The organism is Arthrobacter sp. (assembly GCF_031179985.1).
In the GTDB taxonomy this organism is placed as follows: Bacteria; Actinomycetota; Actinomycetes; order Actinomycetales; family Micrococcaceae; genus Arthrobacter.
This window is the reverse complement of record NZ_JAPSHJ010000029.1, coordinates 1-18,671: the sequence shown is the minus strand read 5'-3', so window position 1 is coordinate 18,671 and position 18,671 is coordinate 1. Positions and strand designations below refer to the sequence as shown.

Here is an 18,671-nt window from a genome sequence, read left to right as displayed (position 1 = left end):
CTACATCCTGCCGAAACGGGATCGGACGAGGGCAAAGACTCCGTAGCAGATGAAGCCCACGCCGATGGCGGAAAGGAGAAGCGGCCCCCACGGATGGTCCCGCAACGCTTTCAAGCTGCCATCAAGACCGGTCGACTCGGCAGCGTTGTTCTTCACAGCAGCCACGATGAACAACAGTCCCACCAGCTTCAAAGCAATACCTTTGGCAACATGCCCGGCGACGCCAAGTCCGCTGATGGCCCTGCCCCGCCGCGTCCCCTCGAAGTGCTGCAGCTCGTCCTTGAACCGCTTGGCGAATCCCTTGAACACGAAGTAGATGCCGATGCCGATAATAGTCAGGCCTACAATCACCAGCACCGGAGCGCCAAGGGGACGGCTGAGCAAGGAGGTGCTGAAGGCCCGGGTTGACTCGCCGGAGTCGCTCCGCGCACCTACAGCAAAGCCCGCGAAGGTATAGCCCACGCTGCCGTACACCACGCTCAAAGACCCGGAGGAGATCAGCTTTCCCAGACGCTCGCGCCGGTGTTCGCGACGTACCCGCAGTGTCGCTTCGCTCAGTTGCCATAATGCGAGACCCGCGCATCCTGCTGCGCCTGTCCACATCACAAACGGGCCCCAGGGATTGGCGGCGAGCTGTTCAATAGCACCTGTAGGTTCCGGCTCCCCGGGCTGCCCGAACGCGACGGCTATGGCAATGGCGCCCACCACCACATGAAGGATCGCCATCACGGCAAATCCCCAACGGGCGACGACGTCGAGCGCCTTGGCGTTGGAGGCAGACTCCGCGGCGCTCGCCGCTTCGCTGAGTGCCGAATCCATGTCCGTCATGTCTGAATCCGTTGACCTTCCTACCCGTTCATGGGTCCCTCGGCGTGAATCTTCTCTGAACCTGGCCCCACAAGCTTGACGGTGCAGCGGACCACGAGGCTGTCCGGGGCCGTGTGAAAGTCCACCAGCGTTTCTCCGGGAGCGAGCACTGTGTAGGTTTCCGTACCCGGCTCCACGCTGACATTTTTGGAAGCAGCAGCCTGCTGTGCGTTCTCAAGCGCTTCATGGCGAAGAGTGTCAACGTACTGCTCGTCATCCTCCCGCGAGGCATCCCCAAAGGCCCAACCGAAGAGTGTTCCACTCATTCCAGGTCCCGCCGATTCCCTAGCCCCGAGCATTCGCTTCAACATTCCCTTCCATTCCAGTTCAAGGGGTATCAGTTCTATAGTAAGTGTGCTTACCATATTAGATCACGACTATCATCCGGATCTTGTCTGAACATTCTCGCGATGAAGGTCCGGAAAGTCCTGAAGCCTAAGCCCAATCCAGGAAACGCAAACACGTTAGGAAGAGACAATGGCAGGAAATCTTATTGCCCGTTCCATCCACGATCTGACAGCAGGAGCTTGGTTCGGCGGTTCGCTGATGGGTGCCATAGGACTCAACGGGGCAGCGGCTGAGGCCAAGGATCCAACGGAGCGCACCCGGCTCTCCAGCCTCGGATGGAAGAGATGGGCACCGGTCCAGACAGCCGCCTTCACAGCGCACATCGTTGCCGGCCTCGCAGTGATCTGGGAGAACAAGGAGCGCATGGCCAAGCAGGAGGGCGTCACTCGTCTGAGTATCTACAAAACGGCCGTGACGCTGGTGGGGGCCGCCGTCACCCTTTATGCGGGCGTGCTGGGGGGCAAAGTCGAGAAGCTTGCCGCCGAAGGAGCCGAAGGCGCAACCGAGCCCCATCCTGCGGCTTCCGATGAGCTCAAAGCAGCGCAAAAGCAGCTCAAGTTGCTGCAGTGGGCCATCCCTGTCTTTGCCGGATCAGTGATAGTCATGGGTGCCAAGCACGGTGAAATGCAGCGTCCGAAGAACGTCCTGGCAGGCCTCAGGCGCTCCTGATCCAGCTGCAATAAAACCAACCCCTGGAATCAACCAACCAATGCAGCCAGCCCGGCAAGTTACACGGGCTGGCTGTTGGCTGGGGGCAGGTCGGGGTTCATATCCTGGAGTTTCGGGTCCTCGGCGGTCCAGACCTGGATGATGGCCCACGCAACGGCCGCGAGCGGGACGGACAGCACGGCTCCGATGATGCCCGCCAGAATGGTACCCGCCGTCAGTGCCATCAGGATGACCAAGGCGTGCAGCTGAAGCGATTTCCCCATAACCACCGGCTGCAGAAGGTCACCCTCGAGCTGGTTCACGGCGATAACGACTGCCACCACGATCAGCGCGACCACGGGGCCGTTGGCCACCAGTGCCACCAGTGCCGCGAGAATACCGGCAACGGTTGCTCCCACCAGGGGGATGAATGCGGTGATGAATACGATGATGGCCAAGGGTATGGCGAGGGGGACCTGCAGAATCAGCAGGGCCGCGCCGATTGCCACGGTATCCACGAGGGCCACGATGGCCGTGCCGCGCACGTAACCGCCCAGGACCTCCAGCGTCCGCTTGCCTGCCCGGCGCAGTTTCTGTTCCCGCTGCCCCTTGAAGGGCCGCAGGAAGAACTCCCAGATCTTCGCGCCGTCCTTGAGGAAAAAGAAGAGGATGACCACCATGAGGATGGCGCCGGCCAGGAACTCGGTCACCACGGACAGTCCGGTAATGGCTCCGGACCGCGCCTGGCTGCTGGTGGCAAACTCCACCAGACCTGTCCGTGCCTGTTCCAGCTGCTCCCTGTCCAGCGGGAACGGGCCCGTCAAGAGGAAATTTTCCAGTTCCTCCAGCCCTGACGCCGCTTGGGACACAAGCTCTCCCCATTGGTTGCGGACCGACATGACGATGATGCTCGTGACCCCGGCCAGGACAGTCAGCAGCAGAACAAAGGCGATGGCCGTTGCGGCACCGCCGGGCAAACCACGTCGCCGCAGCAGGTTCACGAACGGGCCGATCGCAGCGGCCAGGATGAGCGCGATCAGCACCGGAATTACTAACAGCCGGATCTGCATCAGGGCAAAGATGGAGATGCTTACCACCGCCAGGATGAGCAGAATCTGGGCAGAGCGGACGGCCACGCGCCCCAAGCTGTCTGACCAGAGGGAGCGTGGGGTTTTGGGGGTTGTCGCGGCGGTAAGGGTTGGTGCCGCGTGGGTCGTGGATTCCTGTGCCGAGGGTTCCACTGCTCGAGCCATGACGTTCTCCCCGTTGTTGGTGGGCAAAGCTGAATCAGGATTCATTGAAAAGATAACCCTGAAACAGTAAGCCTTCTGACATTTTGGGGGAAGTTCAGCGGGGTTACTCCGGAAGCCACTCCCGCAGCCACTCCGCGCAGGAGTTCAGATTGCGTTGAACGCTTTCGACGGCGGCAGTCTCGTCATGCGCTTCGATGGCGTCCAGAAGCTCGCCGTGACCCGCAACCGGAAGTCCCTCGAAACCGGGGCGGCGTTGCTGGCGCACAAGATCGCTGTGGAAGACTCCACCGAAACTGGTGTAGAGCTCATGAAGCAGCGGGTTCCCCGATGCCTGGGCAACCGCCTCGTGAAACTCCCAGTCCGCCCGCGCCCAAGTTGCATAGTCTCCTGCAGTCCAGGCCTTCTCCCGTGCGGCCAGGAGCGCCCGCATCGCGATGATGTCGGCCTCGGTGGCGTTGCGGGCGGCAAGCCGTGCCGCCTGCGTATCCAGCCCCACCCTAACCTCGAGGATGTGCTCCTCAGTGTGGTCCTTATACATCCGCCGCGCAGCTCCCGAAAGCTCGCTCGTGGCCCGGACGTAAGTTCCGTCCCCCCGCCGAACCTCCAGCATTCCACTGTGCGCCAACGCTTTAATGGCCTCACGCAGGGTACCCCTGGAGACGCCAAGCCCAGCCATCAGCTCCGGTTCAGCAGGGATCCGCTCCTGCAGGGGCCATTCCCCGGTCTGGATCATCTGCCGCAGCTTAGCGGTAACTTCTTCGGCCAGTGCCGGACGGGAGGAGGCAGTAAGGCTCATGGCTTGGCCACCGGGATCTTCTTCTCCGTCCGTTCACTGGTGAGCTGATGGGCCACCACCACCTGCACCATCGCGATGGCGAGCAAGAGTGCCAGGGGCAGGCTCCAGCTTCCGGTTGCACTGTGCAGCAGGCCCATCCCAAATGGTCCTGCTGTTGCAAGCAGATACCCCACCGACTGCGCCAGCGTGGAGATCGCCGTGGTTTCCGCCGTCGTGCGCCCGCTTCGGCTGATCATCACCATGACCAGCGGGAAAATTCCGAGCCCGAAGCCCAGTACTGCTGCCGGTACGGCGGCAAGGGATGGCGGCAGCAGGAGCATCGCAGCTATTCCCAGGACCATGGCCACGGTCGCGAGGTAAAAGGCGGGCCGCAGCATCCGGGGACGCGAGCCGATGGCAATGAGTATCATCCCTGAGGGAACGGAGACCAGCTGCATCAGCCCGAACAGCAGTCCGCTGTCAGCCGGGGAGAGGCCGACGGTGGTAAGCATGTACGGGAACCAGCTCAGGATGGCGTAGGCCAGCAATGCCTGCAGCGTGAAGATCGCCGTGATCAGCAGGCCCTTGCGCGTCCGCAGCATCTGCCAGGGCGAGAAGTGCAGTGGCATCGCCGCCTTTGTCATCCGGTGCGCACGGAGGGCAACCGGAAGGAAACCGAGGAAGGCTGCGGCGGAGAGCAGGCCGATGGCCCCCACTCCCAGGGATGGTGAACCCAGCTGATGGGCCAGGGGGACGATCAGTACGGAGGAGAGAGTGGCGCCGGTAGTCATGGTGACGGTGTAAAGGCCGGTCATGAGGGATGTCCGATGCGCATAGTGCTCGCGGATGAAGGAGGGCATCGCCACGTTGCAGACTGCCAGGCCGGACATTGCTGCCACCGTTCCCGCCAGCAGCATTCCGGTCGAGGGGATGCCCCGCAGCAGGAGCCCTGCGGTCAGCATTCCCAAGGCCAGCAGAATGGATTTTTCGACGCCCAACCGGCGGCTCAGCCACGATGTAGCGGCCCCGGCCACGGCGAAGCAAAGGGTGGGGATCGACGGGATCACTGAGGCAACGAAGGGTCCGTAACCCAGGACCTGCTGAAGATCATGGAACAGGGCCGAAGCTCCTGTGATGCCCGCGCGCAGGTTCAGCCCGATCAGCACAATGGCGACGACCCCCAGAATGAGCACCGAGCGCGGCTGCGAGGGAACGCCCGCGGGGTCGCCGGCAGCGCTGTTTGTTACCACACTGGTTGAGGAATTTCCGTCTGCTTGTGGGTCCACTGCCGGATCTGCCGCTGCGCCGCCGTAAGGAGGTGCAACCGTCCGCAGGGATGCCGTCGTCGTACTAGCCATTATCAAAGGTTAGACGTTAGACGTTTGCATCCGGAACTTAAGTGGTGCAGATCGCTCCCTGAACGAGCTGCGTAAGAACGGAGTTAGAAGCTCGTCACCAGATCGCCAAGCACTGCTTCCAGCCGGTTGGGATCGCTCGCGTCGTAGAAATGAGCTCCGCTGGCCTTGGCGATCGCCCGCAGGGAAGCGGTGTCGGCGTCGGCGCCGTAGGCGAGGGTGAAGACCAGTATTGGCGCGGTGTGGTGCTGGTCATGGAGTTGCTCTGTCAGGGTCGCGAGGGTTCCTGCGTGGGGAGTGTCGTTCTTGCCATCGCTCAGGAGCACGATGGTGTTGATCGAAGAGCTGTCGTAGGCCTCTGCCTGCTGTGCGGCAAACTTCCCCACAGCTTCGAAGAGGGGCGTGTAGGCGACGGGTTGCAGTGCGTTCAACTCCGCCAGGAGATCGGCTTTGTTTGTTTTGAGCGGGGCCACCGGACTCACCAGCCCCGGGGACAGTTCGCCGCCCTCCAGATGGGAAAAGGCAGCCATGCCCACTTGGTCTTCCCCTGTGAAGTGCTCCATGGCCTTCGTGACGGCATCCTTTGCGCCCTGCAGGCGGGACACCCCTGGGGCGATTTCCTGGCGCATGGAGCCGGAAACGTCGAGCAGGAAAAGGGCCCGCGCCCTCTTGCGTACCTCCGGGAAGCTCTTTTGAACCGCCGTCAGCACTTCATCCGAGGGCAGCGGGATCACATCAAGTGAGGATGCGTAACGTCCGGTAGTCGCCACGACATCCTCCACCTTGTCCTGGATATTCCGGTACCCGGTGGTCTTGACCACGTTCTGGCCCTGCTCGGTGCCGGTGTAGGCAATGAAGCTTTCTGCGGCGAGACGCTGCTGCGCACTGATCCAGCTTCCCTCGAGGACCACGGCCGGGCTGTCCGCCACCAGGACGCCTTCGCTAGGGTAGATGGCCAGCAGGGGTTCCTTTGGTGCCAGTCCTGTCTGTTTGGTGACGCCGTCGTTGCTGGAAATGCCCCTGTTGTAGTCCCAGACAGACTTCTCATCAACGATCACTGCTGACAGGAATTCCGAGACCTTGCCGGCGTCATCTGCCTGACGGGCATGCCAGAGGAAGTGTTCGGGAGTAGCCATGTAGTGGCTTGTGCTGAGCTCACCCGCTTTGACCTTTTCAACGACTGCAGCCTCTTTCAGCCTGGACCCGTCCAGCGCCTCCAGATTGTTTCCAGCCACACCGTAGGAGGCCACTAATCCCATCAGGCCGGAGGTCGAAACGGTGGGGCTGGCTTTGCCGAACTTGAACTTCCCCCAATCGGGGTGATTGAGGCGCTCCCAGACGTCGGGGTCTCCTGCGGCTTTGAAGACGTCGGCCCAACTGGGAGCCTTGGCGTCCCATCCGATCGCCCTGGCCATGGAAGCCGGCATGGCTACGACGATCCCGCTCCGCGCGACGCTGGTGCCGCTGGTTTCGAACCCCTTCCCGGCGTCTCCCGCCTTGTCCTTGGCTACGCGCAGCCAGGCGGTGGAATCGGGCAGCCAAATGGTGGGACGTTCGGCTGCAGGAGTTGTTGCGAACTGACCTGCCCTCTTTACTGCTGCCACGCCCGACTTCTCCTGGCTGACGTTCACGGTCACGCACAGTCCGTCTACGCTCCGGGGTTTGGCCATGTACTCCGACGCGAGGGACCGCACCATGTCGGCGTTTTCCAGGGACGCGAGTACGTTCACCGAAATGCAGGGCGCCTTGCCCGAGGCGGCAGGGGGTTGATCAGCCGGCAGAACTGCTTCCACGGTTGGCGTGGGGGTGCCGTCCATGGCCGCCCCTCCCTGGGAGGATGCCGATCCGCCCGGTCCCAGGATGGTCGGCAACAGCAGTGCCCCGCCGACCAGGCCCAACACGGCAACAGCGGTAATTGCAACGGTCAACAGCCAACGCGGGTAGCTGGGTCTGGTGGCGGCACGTCGTCGGCCCATGCTCGTCGTATCCTTTGATGTCCGCGGGGTCGGGTCCCGGGCTGCATCTCTGAAAATCAGCCGGGGGCGGCTGGGTCGCCACATTGCGCCTAGCCCCCGCCCTGGTGCCGGAACACCTGGATACGCCCCTAGAGAATATCCCAAACCTGGCAGCAGCGCGTGGCATGAGTCACAATCGAAAGCGCAGCCGCAATGTGCACGCTCATCTCATGGCGGGCTAGTGACTCCCGGCCGAGACGAATCCAACGATGACGGCAGTCCACCAACAGAGTTGCGATGCCGGGAACCGCAAAAGCAACTGTTGCCGGAACCAAGGGGCGGTGAAAGCCAGGAATGGGGCATCCCGGCCCATGGCTCTCAGCCGTTCCTTGAAAGGAACAAGCCAGATGCCGGAGACCAACAGAGCCAACAACCCGCCCCGGATGAAGGGCGTTACGAAGTTCTCCATTCGCAGGGCAGCCTGGACTGGGCGTAGCCCGGCCATCCACAAGAAGCCCCTGATATCCACTGCCAGGACACCGCTGAACGAGGCCACCATGGAGCCGGATGGACCATGAGGGAAGGGATCTGACAGCGTGCAGCGTACTGTCTTGAGGTCCCCGAGGGACTACCGTCCTGCGTGCCGCGCCCCCAGCCGGGAGACTGCGAGGGCGAGCCACAGTTGCACACGGTCCGCCGTGATCGAGGGATCGTAACCGGTCATTTCGGTGATTTGCGCCAGACGGTACCGGACAGTGTTGCGGTGCAGTGTCAGCGCTTCGGCGACGGCGGCCACAGAACCGTTGTTGCTGAGGTAACTCTCCAGGGTGGTCATCAGCTCGGCACCATGGTTGGCATCGAACGTCCGGAGCGGGTTGAGGGACTCGTTGGCCATGTCGGCAAGGGGTACGTCTTCACTGGCCAGCAGCAGCGACGTCAGGCTGAGCCGTTCCGGTTCGTTCACGGACAGGCCGCGGCTGGCGGCCTCCCGGGCCTCGAAGTAGCTCCAGCGGAGCCCGTTTGGCTTGGTGTACGCCCCGCCAATTCCTATTGTGGCGTGGATGCCGGCTTCCGCCAGGTGATCGCTCAGGCGCCTGGCGAGCGCACCGGAACCGGTACCGTCGTCGGGGATGACAGCAATAAGGTCCTTGCCAACGACGGCGGTAACTCCCTGCTCCAGCTCAGGCGGAACTGAGGAGCTGATGAGTTGTTTCTGGTGGGCGGCGGATTCGGCCAACAGGACCACGTTCTTGCGGGTGCTGTTGACCCCTATCCCGGCCAGCCGCCGGGAGGCTTCGCTTGGTTCCAGGGTTCCGTGGATAACGTCCTCAAGGACCTGCCCGGACAATGCGCGCTGGGACTGGCGCTGTTTCATCATGTTGTTCAGCTCCACGCTGATGAGGTTTTGGGCGTAATTGACGATCCCTGAATCCTCGAAGGGCCTTTTCACCCAAAGCGTGCAGGCATCCCGGCGGCCCGTCGGAATGGGATACGACGCCCACTCGTCCGCGGTGGGGGACGGGCTTCCGGCAGCGCTGTTGTAGAGCTGCGCGGTGAACTGGGTCAGGATGATTTCAGTACGCAGCATGGAACCGAGGTGCCTCAAAAGCTCCGCAAGCCCGCCGCCAGTGAGCAGTGCGCGGGCCAGGATCTGATGGCCCGCGATGAGCCGCTCAAGTTTGGCGTAGTGGTCGGCCGACTGCGCATCCGCCACGAGTTTGCCGATGGCGATGAAGGGTGTCTCATAGGGCACTTCGACGACCGGAAGTCCCCAGCGGTTAGCTTCGGCGACGAGTGCCGGCGGGACCTCCTCATGCGTCAGCCCCGTTCCAAAGCCGATCCCCACTGCCCCGGCACGTTGTACCTGGCGGACGAACCTGCGCTGCTCCGGAGCCGTCCGCAGGCGCATGCCGGTAGTGAGCACCAGTTCTCCGCCGTTGAGGAACCGCTGCGGATCCTCTTGTTCAGTCACGGCAACCCAGTGGATGTCCTGATGCCAGGTGGTCTCCGCCAGGCCGGATTTGCGGAGTTTCAGAGCCTGCACCCCCAGCAGGGCAGCGAGTGAGATTGCCATGCGTAAAGGATAGCCCCGTGCTGTGTCATCGCACTAAAGGGATCCCCCAACGGTGTGCAGGTGGCTATTCCCAGCCATGAGGGCAAGGCATAGGCTCGTTGCAGCCGCATCGGAGGCATGCTCCTATGCTCCGCATCACAAAATGGCTCTTTGCCTGAGTCAGTACGAAAGAGGTTGCACACCGTGGTTCAAACCTTGCAGAACTTCATCAATGGCGAGTTCGTTACGCCGTCCGGCATGGAGTCGCTGGACATTGTGAATCCCACCAACGGTGACGTCGTGGCCAAATCTCCGGTTTCCGGCCAGGCTGACGTTGACGCTGCCATGAGTGCCGCCGCCGAGGCGTTCAAGAGCTGGAAGCACACCACACCCGGCCAGCGCCAGCTGATGCTGCTCAAACTTGCTGACGCCATCGAAGCCAACAGCGACGAAATTGTCGAGGCCCAGCACCGCAACACCGGGCAGGTCCGCTCCCTGATCGCCTCGGAGGAAGTTGCAGCCGGAGCAGACCAAATGCGGTTCTTTGCCGGTGCCGCGCGCATCCTCGAGGGCAAGTCCGCCGGTGAGTACTTCGAAGGCCACACCTCCTTTGTCCGACGCGAGCCCATCGGCGTCGTAGCTCAGGTAGCTCCCTGGAACTACCCGTTCCTCATGGCCATCTGGAAGATCGGTCCCGCCCTCGCGGCCGGCAACACTGTTGTGCTGAAGCCGTCCGACACCACACCGGAATCTACGCTGGTGCTTGCCCGGCTTGCAGCGGACATCCTCCCGGCAGGCGTGCTCAACGTGATCCTTGGTACCGGCCAGACCGGCTCGATGATGGTGGAGCACAAGGTCCCGGGTCTCGTGTCCATCACCGGTTCAGTCAGGGCTGGGATCGCTGTGGCTTCGGGAGCTGCGAAGGGTCTCAAACGCGCCCACCTGGAGCTGGGTGGCAAGGCACCCGCCATCGTCTTCAAGGACGCTGATATCAAGAAGAGCGCCGCCGCCATCGCTGAATTCGCCTTCTTCAACGCGGGCCAGGACTGCACGGCGATCACCCGCGTGCTGGTGGAGGACTCAGTGCACGACGACGTCGTGGCCGCCATGGTGGACCACACCAAGAGCCTGCACACTGGCTCCCAGAACGATGAAGAAAACTACTTCGGCCCACTGAACAACGTCAACCACTTCAAGGCGGTCAGCGCCGTGGTGGAGTCCCTCCCGGAAAACTGCAGGATCGAAATCGGTGGCAAACGGGCGGGAGACAAGGGCTTCTTCTTTGAGCCCACCATCATCACCGGAGCCAAGCAGACGGACAGCGTGGTGCAGCAGGAAACGTTCGGCCCCATCATCACGGTCCAGAAGTTCAGCAGCGAGGAAGAAGCAGTCGGCCTGGCCAACGACGTCGAATACGCCCTCGCCTCAAGCGTCTGGACCAGCGACCACGGTACTGCCATGCGGGTCAGCCGGGACCTCGACTTTGGCGCCGTCTGGATCAACACTCACATCCTGCTCACGGCGGAAATGCCGCACGGCGGCTTCAAGCAATCCGGTTACGGCAAGGACCTGTCCATGTACGGCGTCGAGGACTACACCCGCATCAAGCACGTGATGTCTGCACTTGATGCATAATCCCCACCGGCACCCTAACCTCGCTTCGCTTCGGCCAGGGAACCCTGCCGGCGTGGCCCCACGTTCGCCGGTCCCGTCACCGGCACCCTAACCTCGCTTCGCTTCGGCCAGGGAACCCTGCCGGCGTGGCCCCAACCTGTGAAGAAGGAAACTCAATGACCGCCACAGCAAGTGAAATCACCTACCGTCTCGAGCAGAAGCGCCGCGTCCAGGCAGACTTCCCCGGCCCCAAGTCCCTGGCACTGACCGAACGCCGAAAGGCAGTAGTGGCTGCCGGCGTCGCCTCCGCCGTACCTGTTTACGTGGCGGACGCCGACGGCGGCATCATCCATGACGTCGACGGAAACTCCTTCATCGATCTTGGCTCAGGCATCGCCGTGACCAGCGTGGGAGCCTCCGATCCCGCCGTCGTCGGTGCCGTGAAGGAAGCCGTGGAGCACTTCACCCACACATGCTTTATGGTCACCCCCTACGAGGGCTACGTTGCGGTCGCCGAGCAGCTCAACCGCCTCACCCCCGGCGACCATGAAAAGCGCACGGTCCTGTTCAACTCGGGTGCCGAAGCAGTGGAAAACGCCGTCAAGGTTGCTCGCCTGGCAACCGGCCGGGACGCTGTCGTCGCCTTTGACCACGCCTACCACGGCCGCACCAACCTGACCATGGCACTGACCGCGAAGGCGATGCCGTACAAAACGAACTTCGGCCCGTTCGCGCCTGAGGTCTACCGCATGCCCATGAGCTACCCCTTCCGCGAGGAGAACCCCTCGATCACCGGCGCCGAGGCCGCCAAGCGCGCCATCACCATGATCGAGAAGCAGATCGGCGGCGATCAGGTCGCTGCGATCATCATCGAGCCGATCCAGGGCGAAGGCGGCTTCATCGTTCCGGCCGACGGCTTCCTGCCCGCACTCTCGGCGTGGGCCAAGGACAAGGGCATTGTGTTCATCGCCGACGAGGTCCAGTCCGGCTTCTGCCGCACGGGTGAATGGTTCGCGGTCAACCACGAGGGCGTTGTTCCGGACATCATCACCATGGCCAAGGGCATTGCAGGCGGCATGCCGCTCTCGGCCATCACCGGCCGCGCGGACCTGCTCGACGCCGTCCACCCGGGCGGTCTGGGCGGCACCTACGGCGGCAACCCGGTAGCGTGCGCCGCGGCACTCGCGTCCATCGGCTCCATGGAAGAATACGACCTCAACGCCCGGGCCAAGCACATCGAAGAGCTGTCCACGGGCAAACTGCGCGAACTTGCTGAGGAAGTCTCTGTCATCGGCGACATCCGTGGCCGGGGCGCCATGCTGGCCATCGAGCTGGTGCAGGCCGGATCCAAGGAACCGAACCCGGAGCTGACCAAGGCCGTGGCTGCAGCGTGCCTCATGGAAGGCGTCATCATCCTCACCTGTGGAACCTACGGAAACGTGATCCGGTTGCTGCCGCCCCTGGTCATCACCGACGAGCTGCTGCTGGATGGCTTGTCTGTGCTGGCAGCGGCAATCAAAGCCCACGCTTAAAGGTTTCTTCGACCGCACTGCAACGCGCGAACTGGCAGCAAATGCCCTCCAATCACGATTTTGAGGGCATCAACTGCCGGTTCGCGCTTGTCTTTTTAGGCGTGCGCCAGCTTCCGCGCCACTGAGTTCCTCCGTGCGTAAATCAGCATGTCCACTGTGAGTACCAGGAGTGCGAGCCAGACGACGCCGAACCCGATCCACCGTCCGGTGGTCATGGCCTCCTGGAACACCGCGAGGGCTATGACGAACTGCAGAACCGGAGCGAAGTACTGCAGCAGGCCGATGCTGGTCATGGGCAGCCGCCGGGCGGAGGCGCCGAAGAACACCAAGGGAACGGCAGTGATAATGCCGGAGGACAGCAGCAGCCAGAAGTGGGTAGCCCCGTTATTGGTCAGGGTGGCGGTGTTGGTGAAGGCAAGGAAAACCATGGTGGCTGCCGCGAGTGGTGCCAGCACAATAGTCTCGACGGTGAGGCTGGTGATGGCATCAGCCCTCGGACCCACACGCTTTTTTACGAAGCCGTACAAACCGAAACTGACGGCCAGCGTGAGGGCGATCCAAGGAAGCTTGCCGTAGGAGATTGTCAGGACCACCACGGCCACAAAACCGATTCCGACGGCGGCCCACTGCAGGGGGCGCAGCGTTTCCTTCAGCACAAACACGCCCAGCAGGACCGAGACGATGGGGTTGATGAAGTAGCCAAGCGACGCCTCAACCGCCTGGCCTGTGGTTACACCAAAGGTGTACGTCAGCCAGTTCACGGCGATGAGGCCCGCGGCTATGCCAAGGGTTCCAAAAACTGAGCGGTTCTTGAAGGCGCTTATGAGCCCATGCCAGGAACGGGTGACAGTAATCAGAAGCGCGCAAAAGATCAGAGACCACACCACCCGGTTGGCCACAATCTCCACGGCTCCGGCCGGTTGCAGCACGAAGAAGTAGATGGGAAGCAGCCCCCAGAGGCCGTAGGCGCCAATGCCGAACAGAATCCCCGCCGTCGTGTCCTTGTCCACCGCCTTCAGGCCTGGCTTTTGTCCTGCTGGCGAGGCTGAGGGGGCTCCTGAACGGGATTCCATTGACGATCCAGACTCCATTGAAGGGCCGGACACGGGGTCAGAGCTGGCAACGCTGGCAGAGGAAGATCCGTGAGGTGTAGGCACAAAGTCAAGAACATCACAGCTCCGGCCAGTATTCCGCCAACAGAGAAAAGCCGGCAATCCTAACTTGCCTGGATTCCGAAGTTAGTCAGTAGGCTTACCATTGTGATCATGATGCATGGGCAGGAAAGCATTCCATGAGGCTCCGGCGGAGCAACGCCTCGGGCCGGGGCTACCGCAGGGTGGCTGCCGGAAAAGGCTTCAGCTACAGGGACCTGAATGGCACCACGGTGCCACCGGGCCCTGTCCGTGAGCGGCTGGAGAGCATCGGGATTCCGCCAGCCTGGACCGACGTGTGGATTTCGCCCTTCGATAACGGGCATATCCAGGCAACCGGTCTGGATGCTGTAGGCCGGCGCCAGTACATCTACCATCCCGAATGGCGCGAACGTAAGGACCGGGTGAAGTTCGATCGCGCCCTGCAGCTTGCGGAGTCCCTGCCGTCCGCACGGCGGCGCGTGACCATAGACTTGCGCTCCGAAGGGTTGTCCCGCGAACGTGTGCTGGCGGCGGGGTTCAGGATGCTGGACAGCGGATCGTTACGGGTGGGCTCGGAAAAGTACACCAACGAAAATGGCAGCCATGGACTGGCCACCCTGCTCTGCGCCCATGTAAAGGTGCGGAAAGACACTTTGCTGCTCAGCTTTCCTGCCAAGAGCGGGAAGACCTGGGAATCGGAAATCATTGATCCGGACCTGGCCGCCCTGATGCGCGTCCTGAAGAAACGAGGCGGCAACGCCCGCCTGCTCGCCTACCGGGAACGCAGAAGGTGGCATCCCGTGACCAGCGCCGACATCAACGCCTATGTGAAGGAACGAACGGGTTCAGACTTCACCGCGAAAGACTTTCGGACCCTGCGCGGAACTGTTGCTGCCGCCGTCAGCCTGGCCCGGAGCGGACCACAAAGATCAGTGGCCGCCCGGAAAGCTGCCATCAGCCAGGCCATGAGGGAGGCCGCTGCCGTCCTTGGGAATACGCCTTCTATTGCGCGGAAGAGTTACGTTGATCCGCGCTTGCTGGATCATTTCGCGGCCGGCGAGACGATTGATCCCAGGCGCCTGGATTCCGCGGAAGCTGAGCTTCGGGCGCTCCTTTACCGCGAGGGGCAGGTCGTCCCCATCCAGAACGCCGGCTGACGGACAGGCCACTAGAATTGGATACTGTGCGCTGCATGAGCTCGCGCAGCCTCCAGTCTCAGAAGGGGTCCCGTGACCAGTTCGGCAGAAACAACGGCCAAACGCCCCCTCCGCGTTGCAATCATCGGCGCGGGGCCGGCAGGGGTCTACGCTGCCGACATTCTCACCAAGTCCAACGAGGTCAAGGACGGGGATTTCGAAGTCAGCATCGATCTCTTTGAGGCCCATCCGGCTCCTTACGGCCTGATCCGTTACGGCGTGGCTCCGGACCACCCTCGGATCAAGGGAATCGTTAACGCCCTGCACAAAGTGTTGGATCGAGGCGATATCCGGTTCCTTGGCAACGTGACTTACGGCCGGGACCTCACCCTTCACGATATCCGGGCCTTCTACGACGCCGTGATCTTCTCCACCGGCGCCATCAAAGACGCTGAGCTGGACGTTCCCGGTGTCGAACTTGAGGGATCCTTTGGCGGCGCGGATTTTGTGTCCTGGTACGACGGACACCCGGACGTACCCAGGGACTGGCCGCTGGACGCAAAAGAAATTGCCGTCATAGGCAACGGAAACGTGGCGCTCGATGTCGCACGCATGCTTGTCAAGCACGCGGAGGAACTGCTGACGACGGAAATCCCGGACAACGTCTACCGGGCGCTGAAGAATTCACCCGTCACCGACGTGCATGTGTTCGGCCGCCGTGGTCCGGCACAGGTGAAATTCACTCCGTTGGAGCTGCGCGAACTCAGCCACGCCAGGGACGTGGACATAGTGCTGTATCCCGAGGACTTCGAGTTTGACGAAGCCTCTGAGGAAGCCATCCGCAGCAACAACCAGATCAAGACGATGGTCAACACCATGACCAATTGGCTGGCGGAGGAGCACGCCCAGGCGGATGTTCCGTCGTCGCGGCGCTTGCACCTGCACTTCCTGCACAGCCCGGTCGAAATATATGCAAGCGATAGCGACGCCGGTAACGGCAAAGTGGCCGGCATCAAGTTCGAGCGGATGCAGCTCGACGGGACAGGCCATGTCAAGGGAACCGGCGAGTTCATCGACTACCCCGTCCAGGCTGTCTACCGCGCCATCGGCTACCACGGTTCCCCCCTGGACGAACTCGAGTACGACGCAAAGTACGGGGTGATCCCGAATGAAGGGGGCCGCGTGCTGGACGAATACGGCGAGCCAGTCCCCGGGATCTATACCACCGGTTGGATCAAGCGCGGACCGGTGGGGCTGATCGGCCATACCAAGGGCGATGCGTTGGAAACCATCGGCTTCCTGCTGGAAGACCGGCTGACGCTTCCTCCCGCGAAGAACCCTGATCCGCAGGCCATCATCGAACTGCTGGAGCAACGGGGTATCCGGTACACCACCTGGGAAGGCTGGAACCGGCTGGACGCCCACGAGTTGAAACTCGGCGTCACCTGGTCCGGCAGGACTGACTCCGGAATCGTTCGTGAGCGCGTCAAGGTGGTTCCTCGTGAGGAAATGATTGAGATTTCACGCGGACCAGAGGACTGAGGTTTCGGGAGACTGCGCTCGCGGACCAGGGCGCTCCCGGGAAAGCTAGCTGCTTTGCAAAAAACCACTTGGCGCGCCCTGTGACGTGTCGTGGATGAAGCAGAAAACGATCCCCGAACCGTCACGGGCGGTCACCGGGGAGAGCGGCACCGCCGATAGGTCGTGGATTGATGGATTGATACAAGGGAGGCCTCCTGCAATGAGCAGGAGACCTCCCTCGGTGGTACGGCTTTGCCTGACACCCCCAGCGGGCCAGGCAAAGCAGTTCTTTACGCGGTTACCGCCGCAGGCTGTCCAGGAGTCTGGCTACGTCGTGGACATCGTCCGGCAAGGGCTCGACGTCGATTCTCACCTTCGCTCCCGGGAACTTCCCGGTCAGCAGGCTGTTCAGTTCCGCGGCACAGCTGTTGATTCGGCCGAAGGCGTCCTGGGTCCGTTCCGAAAGGACGATGACGGCGTCGGGGGCCCGGCTCAAAACGGTTCCGCTCCGCGTGAAGTTGTCCGCGCAGATGTGGCCGATCCTGGCTTCCAGTTCCCACCGCCGGCCTGCACCGTGATGGCTCGGGTGCCTCAGGACAGCAAGCAGGAAGCGCCGGCTGACGTCCTCGTGGGCGCCATAAAGTTCGTAGAGCCGGTTCCTGAAATGCGGCCAGGTGGAGAGGCCACTGGCCGGGTCGGTGCAGGAGATGGCTACGCTCAGGAGCGAAGAGGCTTCCACCCAGGCCTCGGCGAAGGCGGCCGTCACGTTCATGGGCGTGGGCAGGTCATGGGCCGAGAAGAGCGCCCCGACGTCGGCCAGTGCTTCGGCGATGCCAACGCCGTCATAAGCCCTGGCCGCCCCCAACTGCCGGACGGGTTCGAGCGAGCCCGTGTCTGCTGTTTTGATTCCTGCGCCGAGTGAACCCAGGCTGAAGACTTTGCCTGTTTGCTGGCCGGCCGCGTTCTGGCCGGCAGTATTTTGGCCGGTCATGGGCTGGCCGCTGAAGTGGTCGCTGTAGGAAGAGGGCCGTGCTGGATCGAAGGACCCGCGGGCAAAAGCGGTTGCCAACGCCCGTGTTCCTGCACAAAGCCAGTCGGCCTCGACCCGCCAGTCGGCTGACATGGTGCGGCGGCGCCAGCGCGCCAGCACATCCAAGGGGTCCATTGGCCTGATGCCGGCCGCGGGCTGAAGAATGGTCACATCGGTTAAGAGCACCCAGCCCGGGAGTCATGACGCGACTTTCGAACATTTTCCCAGGACAACCCGGAACCTGATTCGCCGGCCGTAAACTGGGAGCCCTGCCCTGTCCGGCAGGGGATACGACGGACTGTCAGGAAGAATGATGCTCAGCGAAGCCACCCCCGGAGCGGAACCGGCCGAACCCAGCGATGCTGAGCTCATTGCCAAGGTACGGGCCGGCGAAGGGGATGCCTACGGTCAGCTCTTCGGGCGGCACCACAGGGCCGCCGTCGGGCTTGCCCACCGTTACGCCCGCAACGGATCCGACGCCGAAGACCTGGCTGCCGAAGGTTTCGCAAACGTCCTGGCGGCGCTGCAAAGCGGATCCGGACCGGACGCCTTTTTTCGGGCATACCTCTTTTCGTCCATTGCCCGGCTGGCAGCCCGGAAGAACATTGGAGACGGCCGGCAGACCCTCAGCGATGACCTGACTGCCTATGAGAACCCCACGGACTGCACCGATCCCGTGCTCACGTCGTTTGAGTCCAAAACCGTTGCTGACTCCTTCCGTTCGTTGCCCGAACGCTGGCAGGCAGTGCTCTGGTACACCGAAATCGATGGCATGTCGCCGGCAGCCGTGGCTCCCTTGCTGGGACTGTCCGCCAATGGTGTATCTGCGCTCGCCGTGCGTGCACGGGAAGGGCTGCGGCAGTCCTACCTTCAGCACCACATCACGGCCACAGCCGAAGATCCCGGCTGCGCGGCAGTCACCGACAAGCTGGGGGCCTATGCCCGCCAGGGGCTCAGTCCCCGGAACGAAGCAAAGGTCCGTGACCACCTGGATGAGTGCTCCAAGTGCCTGGGTCTGCTCCTGCAGGTACAGGACGTGGGCGCGGGCATGCGTGGAATCATCTTCCCGCTCGCTGCCGGGCTGGCCTTCCCTTCCACAGCCGCGATTGCCGGCGGAGGACTCTTCGGCGGGGCACTCCTGGGACTGCAGCAGGGCGCCGCACGGACCTGGGACTGGGCCCGCTCCCATGCCCTGCTCAGCTCAAGCGCCGCTTCTGTTGCTGCTGCGACCGTCGCAATCGCGGTGGCAGTGCAGTTTGGCGGCCTCAATGCCAGCGGGGCGGCACCTCAGGTGCCTGCAGCGCAATTGCCGGGACATAGCGCGCCGGCGGACACTCTGCTCCGTGGTGGGGGAGTGGCGCCCGACGCCGGGCCTTCCCCGGGAGACGTGCCGGAAGCAGGACTTCCCGGCTCACCCCGGGATGGCGAGCAGCTGCCGCCCGCGTCGGACG

General features: G+C 62.8%; 16 protein-coding genes. 6 read left to right on the top strand and 10 right to left on the bottom strand.

The features are described 5' to 3' along the window. Complete coding sequence (locus RIN13_RS13575) at positions 1–828, bottom strand: DUF1206 domain-containing protein (RefSeq protein ID WP_309107869.1); 828 nt, start codon at positions 826–828, stop codon at positions 1–3. A gap of 20 nt (positions 829–848) precedes the next feature. After that, the gene (locus RIN13_RS13570; RefSeq protein ID WP_309107868.1) at positions 849–1,133 is read right to left on the bottom strand and encodes a hypothetical protein; all 285 of its coding nucleotides are present in this window, start codon (positions 1,131–1,133) and stop codon (positions 849–851) included. A 211-nt stretch (positions 1,134–1,344) separates the two neighbouring features. Here RIN13_RS13570 and RIN13_RS13565 point away from each other — a divergent pair, with 211 nt between their 5' ends. Beyond that, a complete protein-coding gene (locus tag RIN13_RS13565) occupies positions 1,345–1,884 on the top strand; it encodes a hypothetical protein (protein ID WP_309107867.1) in 540 nt (179 codons plus the stop codon). 59 nt (positions 1,885–1,943) lie between these two features. Here the strand turns inward: RIN13_RS13565 and RIN13_RS13560 are convergent, their stop codons facing one another. The 6 genes from RIN13_RS13560 to RIN13_RS13535 all read right to left on the bottom strand — a co-directional run bounded on the left by RIN13_RS13560 (position 1,944) and on the right by RIN13_RS13535 (position 9,275). Beyond that, a complete protein-coding gene (locus RIN13_RS13560) occupies positions 1,944–3,116 on the bottom strand; it encodes an AI-2E family transporter (protein WP_375164775.1) in 1,173 nt (390 codons plus the stop codon). Positions 3,117–3,219: 103 nt separating this feature from the next. Beyond that, the gene (locus tag RIN13_RS13555; RefSeq protein ID WP_309107865.1) at positions 3,220–3,912 is read right to left on the bottom strand and encodes a FadR/GntR family transcriptional regulator; all 693 of its coding nucleotides are present in this window, start codon (positions 3,910–3,912) and stop codon (positions 3,220–3,222) included. Next, positions 3,909–5,249 carry an MFS transporter gene (locus RIN13_RS13550; protein WP_309107864.1) on the bottom strand — a complete coding sequence of 447 codons (1,341 nt, stop codon included), beginning with the start codon at positions 5,247–5,249 and terminating at the stop codon, positions 3,909–3,911. The genes RIN13_RS13555 and RIN13_RS13550 overlap by 4 nt, the downstream gene beginning before the upstream one ends. 83 nt (positions 5,250–5,332) lie before the next feature. Next, on the bottom strand, positions 5,333–7,222 hold the full coding sequence (locus tag RIN13_RS13545; protein WP_309107863.1) for a VWA domain-containing protein: 1,890 nt from the start codon (positions 7,220–7,222) through the stop codon (positions 5,333–5,335). Between the two features lie 217 nt (positions 7,223–7,439). After that, positions 7,440–7,670, bottom strand: coding sequence for a hypothetical protein (locus tag RIN13_RS13540; protein WP_309107862.1), 231 nt, complete (start codon positions 7,668–7,670; stop codon positions 7,440–7,442). A gap of 159 nt (positions 7,671–7,829) precedes the next feature. Beyond that, entirely contained in the window at positions 7,830–9,275 is a 1,446-nt protein-coding gene (locus RIN13_RS13535) for a PucR family transcriptional regulator ligand-binding domain-containing protein (protein WP_309107861.1), read from the bottom strand. 183 nt (positions 9,276–9,458) lie between these two features. Here RIN13_RS13535 and RIN13_RS13530 point away from each other — a divergent pair, with 183 nt between their 5' ends. Both RIN13_RS13530 and gabT read left to right on the top strand, forming a co-directional pair. Next, on the top strand, positions 9,459–10,889 hold the full coding sequence (locus tag RIN13_RS13530; protein WP_309107860.1) for a gamma-aminobutyraldehyde dehydrogenase: 1,431 nt from the start codon (positions 9,459–9,461) through the stop codon (positions 10,887–10,889). Positions 10,890–11,044: 155 nt separating this feature from the next. Continuing rightward, positions 11,045–12,400: a 4-aminobutyrate--2-oxoglutarate transaminase gene (gene gabT, locus RIN13_RS13525; protein ID WP_309107859.1), complete on the top strand. Its 1,356-nt coding sequence runs from the start codon at positions 11,045–11,047 to the stop codon at positions 12,398–12,400. Positions 12,401–12,495: 95 nt separating this feature from the next. Here gabT and rarD read toward each other — a convergent pair whose 3' ends face one another. Continuing rightward, entirely contained in the window at positions 12,496–13,473 is a 978-nt protein-coding gene (rarD, locus tag RIN13_RS13520; protein WP_309107858.1) for an EamA family transporter RarD, read from the bottom strand. A gap of 218 nt (positions 13,474–13,691) precedes the next feature. Here rarD and RIN13_RS13515 point away from each other — a divergent pair, with 218 nt between their 5' ends. Beyond that, positions 13,692–14,690, top strand: a complete 999-nt coding sequence (locus tag RIN13_RS13515) for a DNA topoisomerase IB (RefSeq protein WP_309107857.1) — start codon at positions 13,692–13,694, stop codon at positions 14,688–14,690. Between the two features lie 72 nt (positions 14,691–14,762). After that, positions 14,763–16,211, top strand: a complete 1,449-nt coding sequence (locus RIN13_RS13510) for an FAD-dependent oxidoreductase (protein WP_309107856.1) — start codon at positions 14,763–14,765, stop codon at positions 16,209–16,211. Positions 16,212–16,488: 277 nt separating this feature from the next. Here RIN13_RS13510 and RIN13_RS13505 read toward each other — a convergent pair whose 3' ends face one another. Further along, complete coding sequence (locus RIN13_RS13505) at positions 16,489–17,391, bottom strand: hypothetical protein (RefSeq protein ID WP_309107855.1); 903 nt, start codon at positions 17,389–17,391, stop codon at positions 16,489–16,491. 139 nt (positions 17,392–17,530) lie between these two features. Between RIN13_RS13505 and RIN13_RS13500 the strand changes: the two genes are divergently transcribed. Further along, positions 17,531–18,671, top strand: a 1,141-nt coding sequence (locus tag RIN13_RS13500; RefSeq protein WP_309107854.1) for a sigma-70 family RNA polymerase sigma factor, incomplete at its 3' end; no start/stop codon positions are given.

What these genes read in the sequence shown, in the direction of transcription:
- gabT (WP_309107859.1), top strand. Translation starts at nt 11,045, where the DNA reads ATGACCGCCACAGCAAGTGAAATCACCTACCGTCTCGAGCAGAAGCGC.
- RIN13_RS13515 (WP_309107857.1), top strand. Translation starts at nt 13,692, where the DNA reads ATGAGGCTCCGGCGGAGCAACGCCTCGGGCCGGGGCTACCGCAGGGTG.
- RIN13_RS13550 (WP_309107864.1), bottom strand. Translation starts at nt 5,249, where the DNA reads ATGGCTAGTACGACGACGGCATCCCTGCGGACGGTTGCACCTCCTTAC.
- RIN13_RS13545 (WP_309107863.1), bottom strand. Translation starts at nt 7,222, where the DNA reads ATGGGCCGACGACGTGCCGCCACCAGACCCAGCTACCCGCGTTGGCTG.
- RIN13_RS13575 (WP_309107869.1), bottom strand. Translation starts at nt 828, where the DNA reads ATGACGGACATGGATTCGGCACTCAGCGAAGCGGCGAGCGCCGCGGAG.
- RIN13_RS13560 (WP_375164775.1), bottom strand. Translation starts at nt 3,116, where the DNA reads ATGGCTCGAGCAGTGGAACCCTCGGCACAGGAATCCACGACCCACGCG.
- RIN13_RS13555 (WP_309107865.1), bottom strand. Translation starts at nt 3,912, where the DNA reads ATGAGCCTTACTGCCTCCTCCCGTCCGGCACTGGCCGAAGAAGTTACC.
- RIN13_RS13540 (WP_309107862.1), bottom strand. Translation starts at nt 7,670, where the DNA reads ATGGAGAACTTCGTAACGCCCTTCATCCGGGGCGGGTTGTTGGCTCTG.
- RIN13_RS13570 (WP_309107868.1), bottom strand. Translation starts at nt 1,133, where the DNA reads ATGAGTGGAACACTCTTCGGTTGGGCCTTTGGGGATGCCTCGCGGGAG.
- rarD (WP_309107858.1), bottom strand. Translation starts at nt 13,473, where the DNA reads ATGGAATCCCGTTCAGGAGCCCCCTCAGCCTCGCCAGCAGGACAAAAG.
- RIN13_RS13535 (WP_309107861.1), bottom strand. Translation starts at nt 9,275, where the DNA reads ATGGCAATCTCACTCGCTGCCCTGCTGGGGGTGCAGGCTCTGAAACTC.
- RIN13_RS13565 (WP_309107867.1), top strand. Translation starts at nt 1,345, where the DNA reads ATGGCAGGAAATCTTATTGCCCGTTCCATCCACGATCTGACAGCAGGA.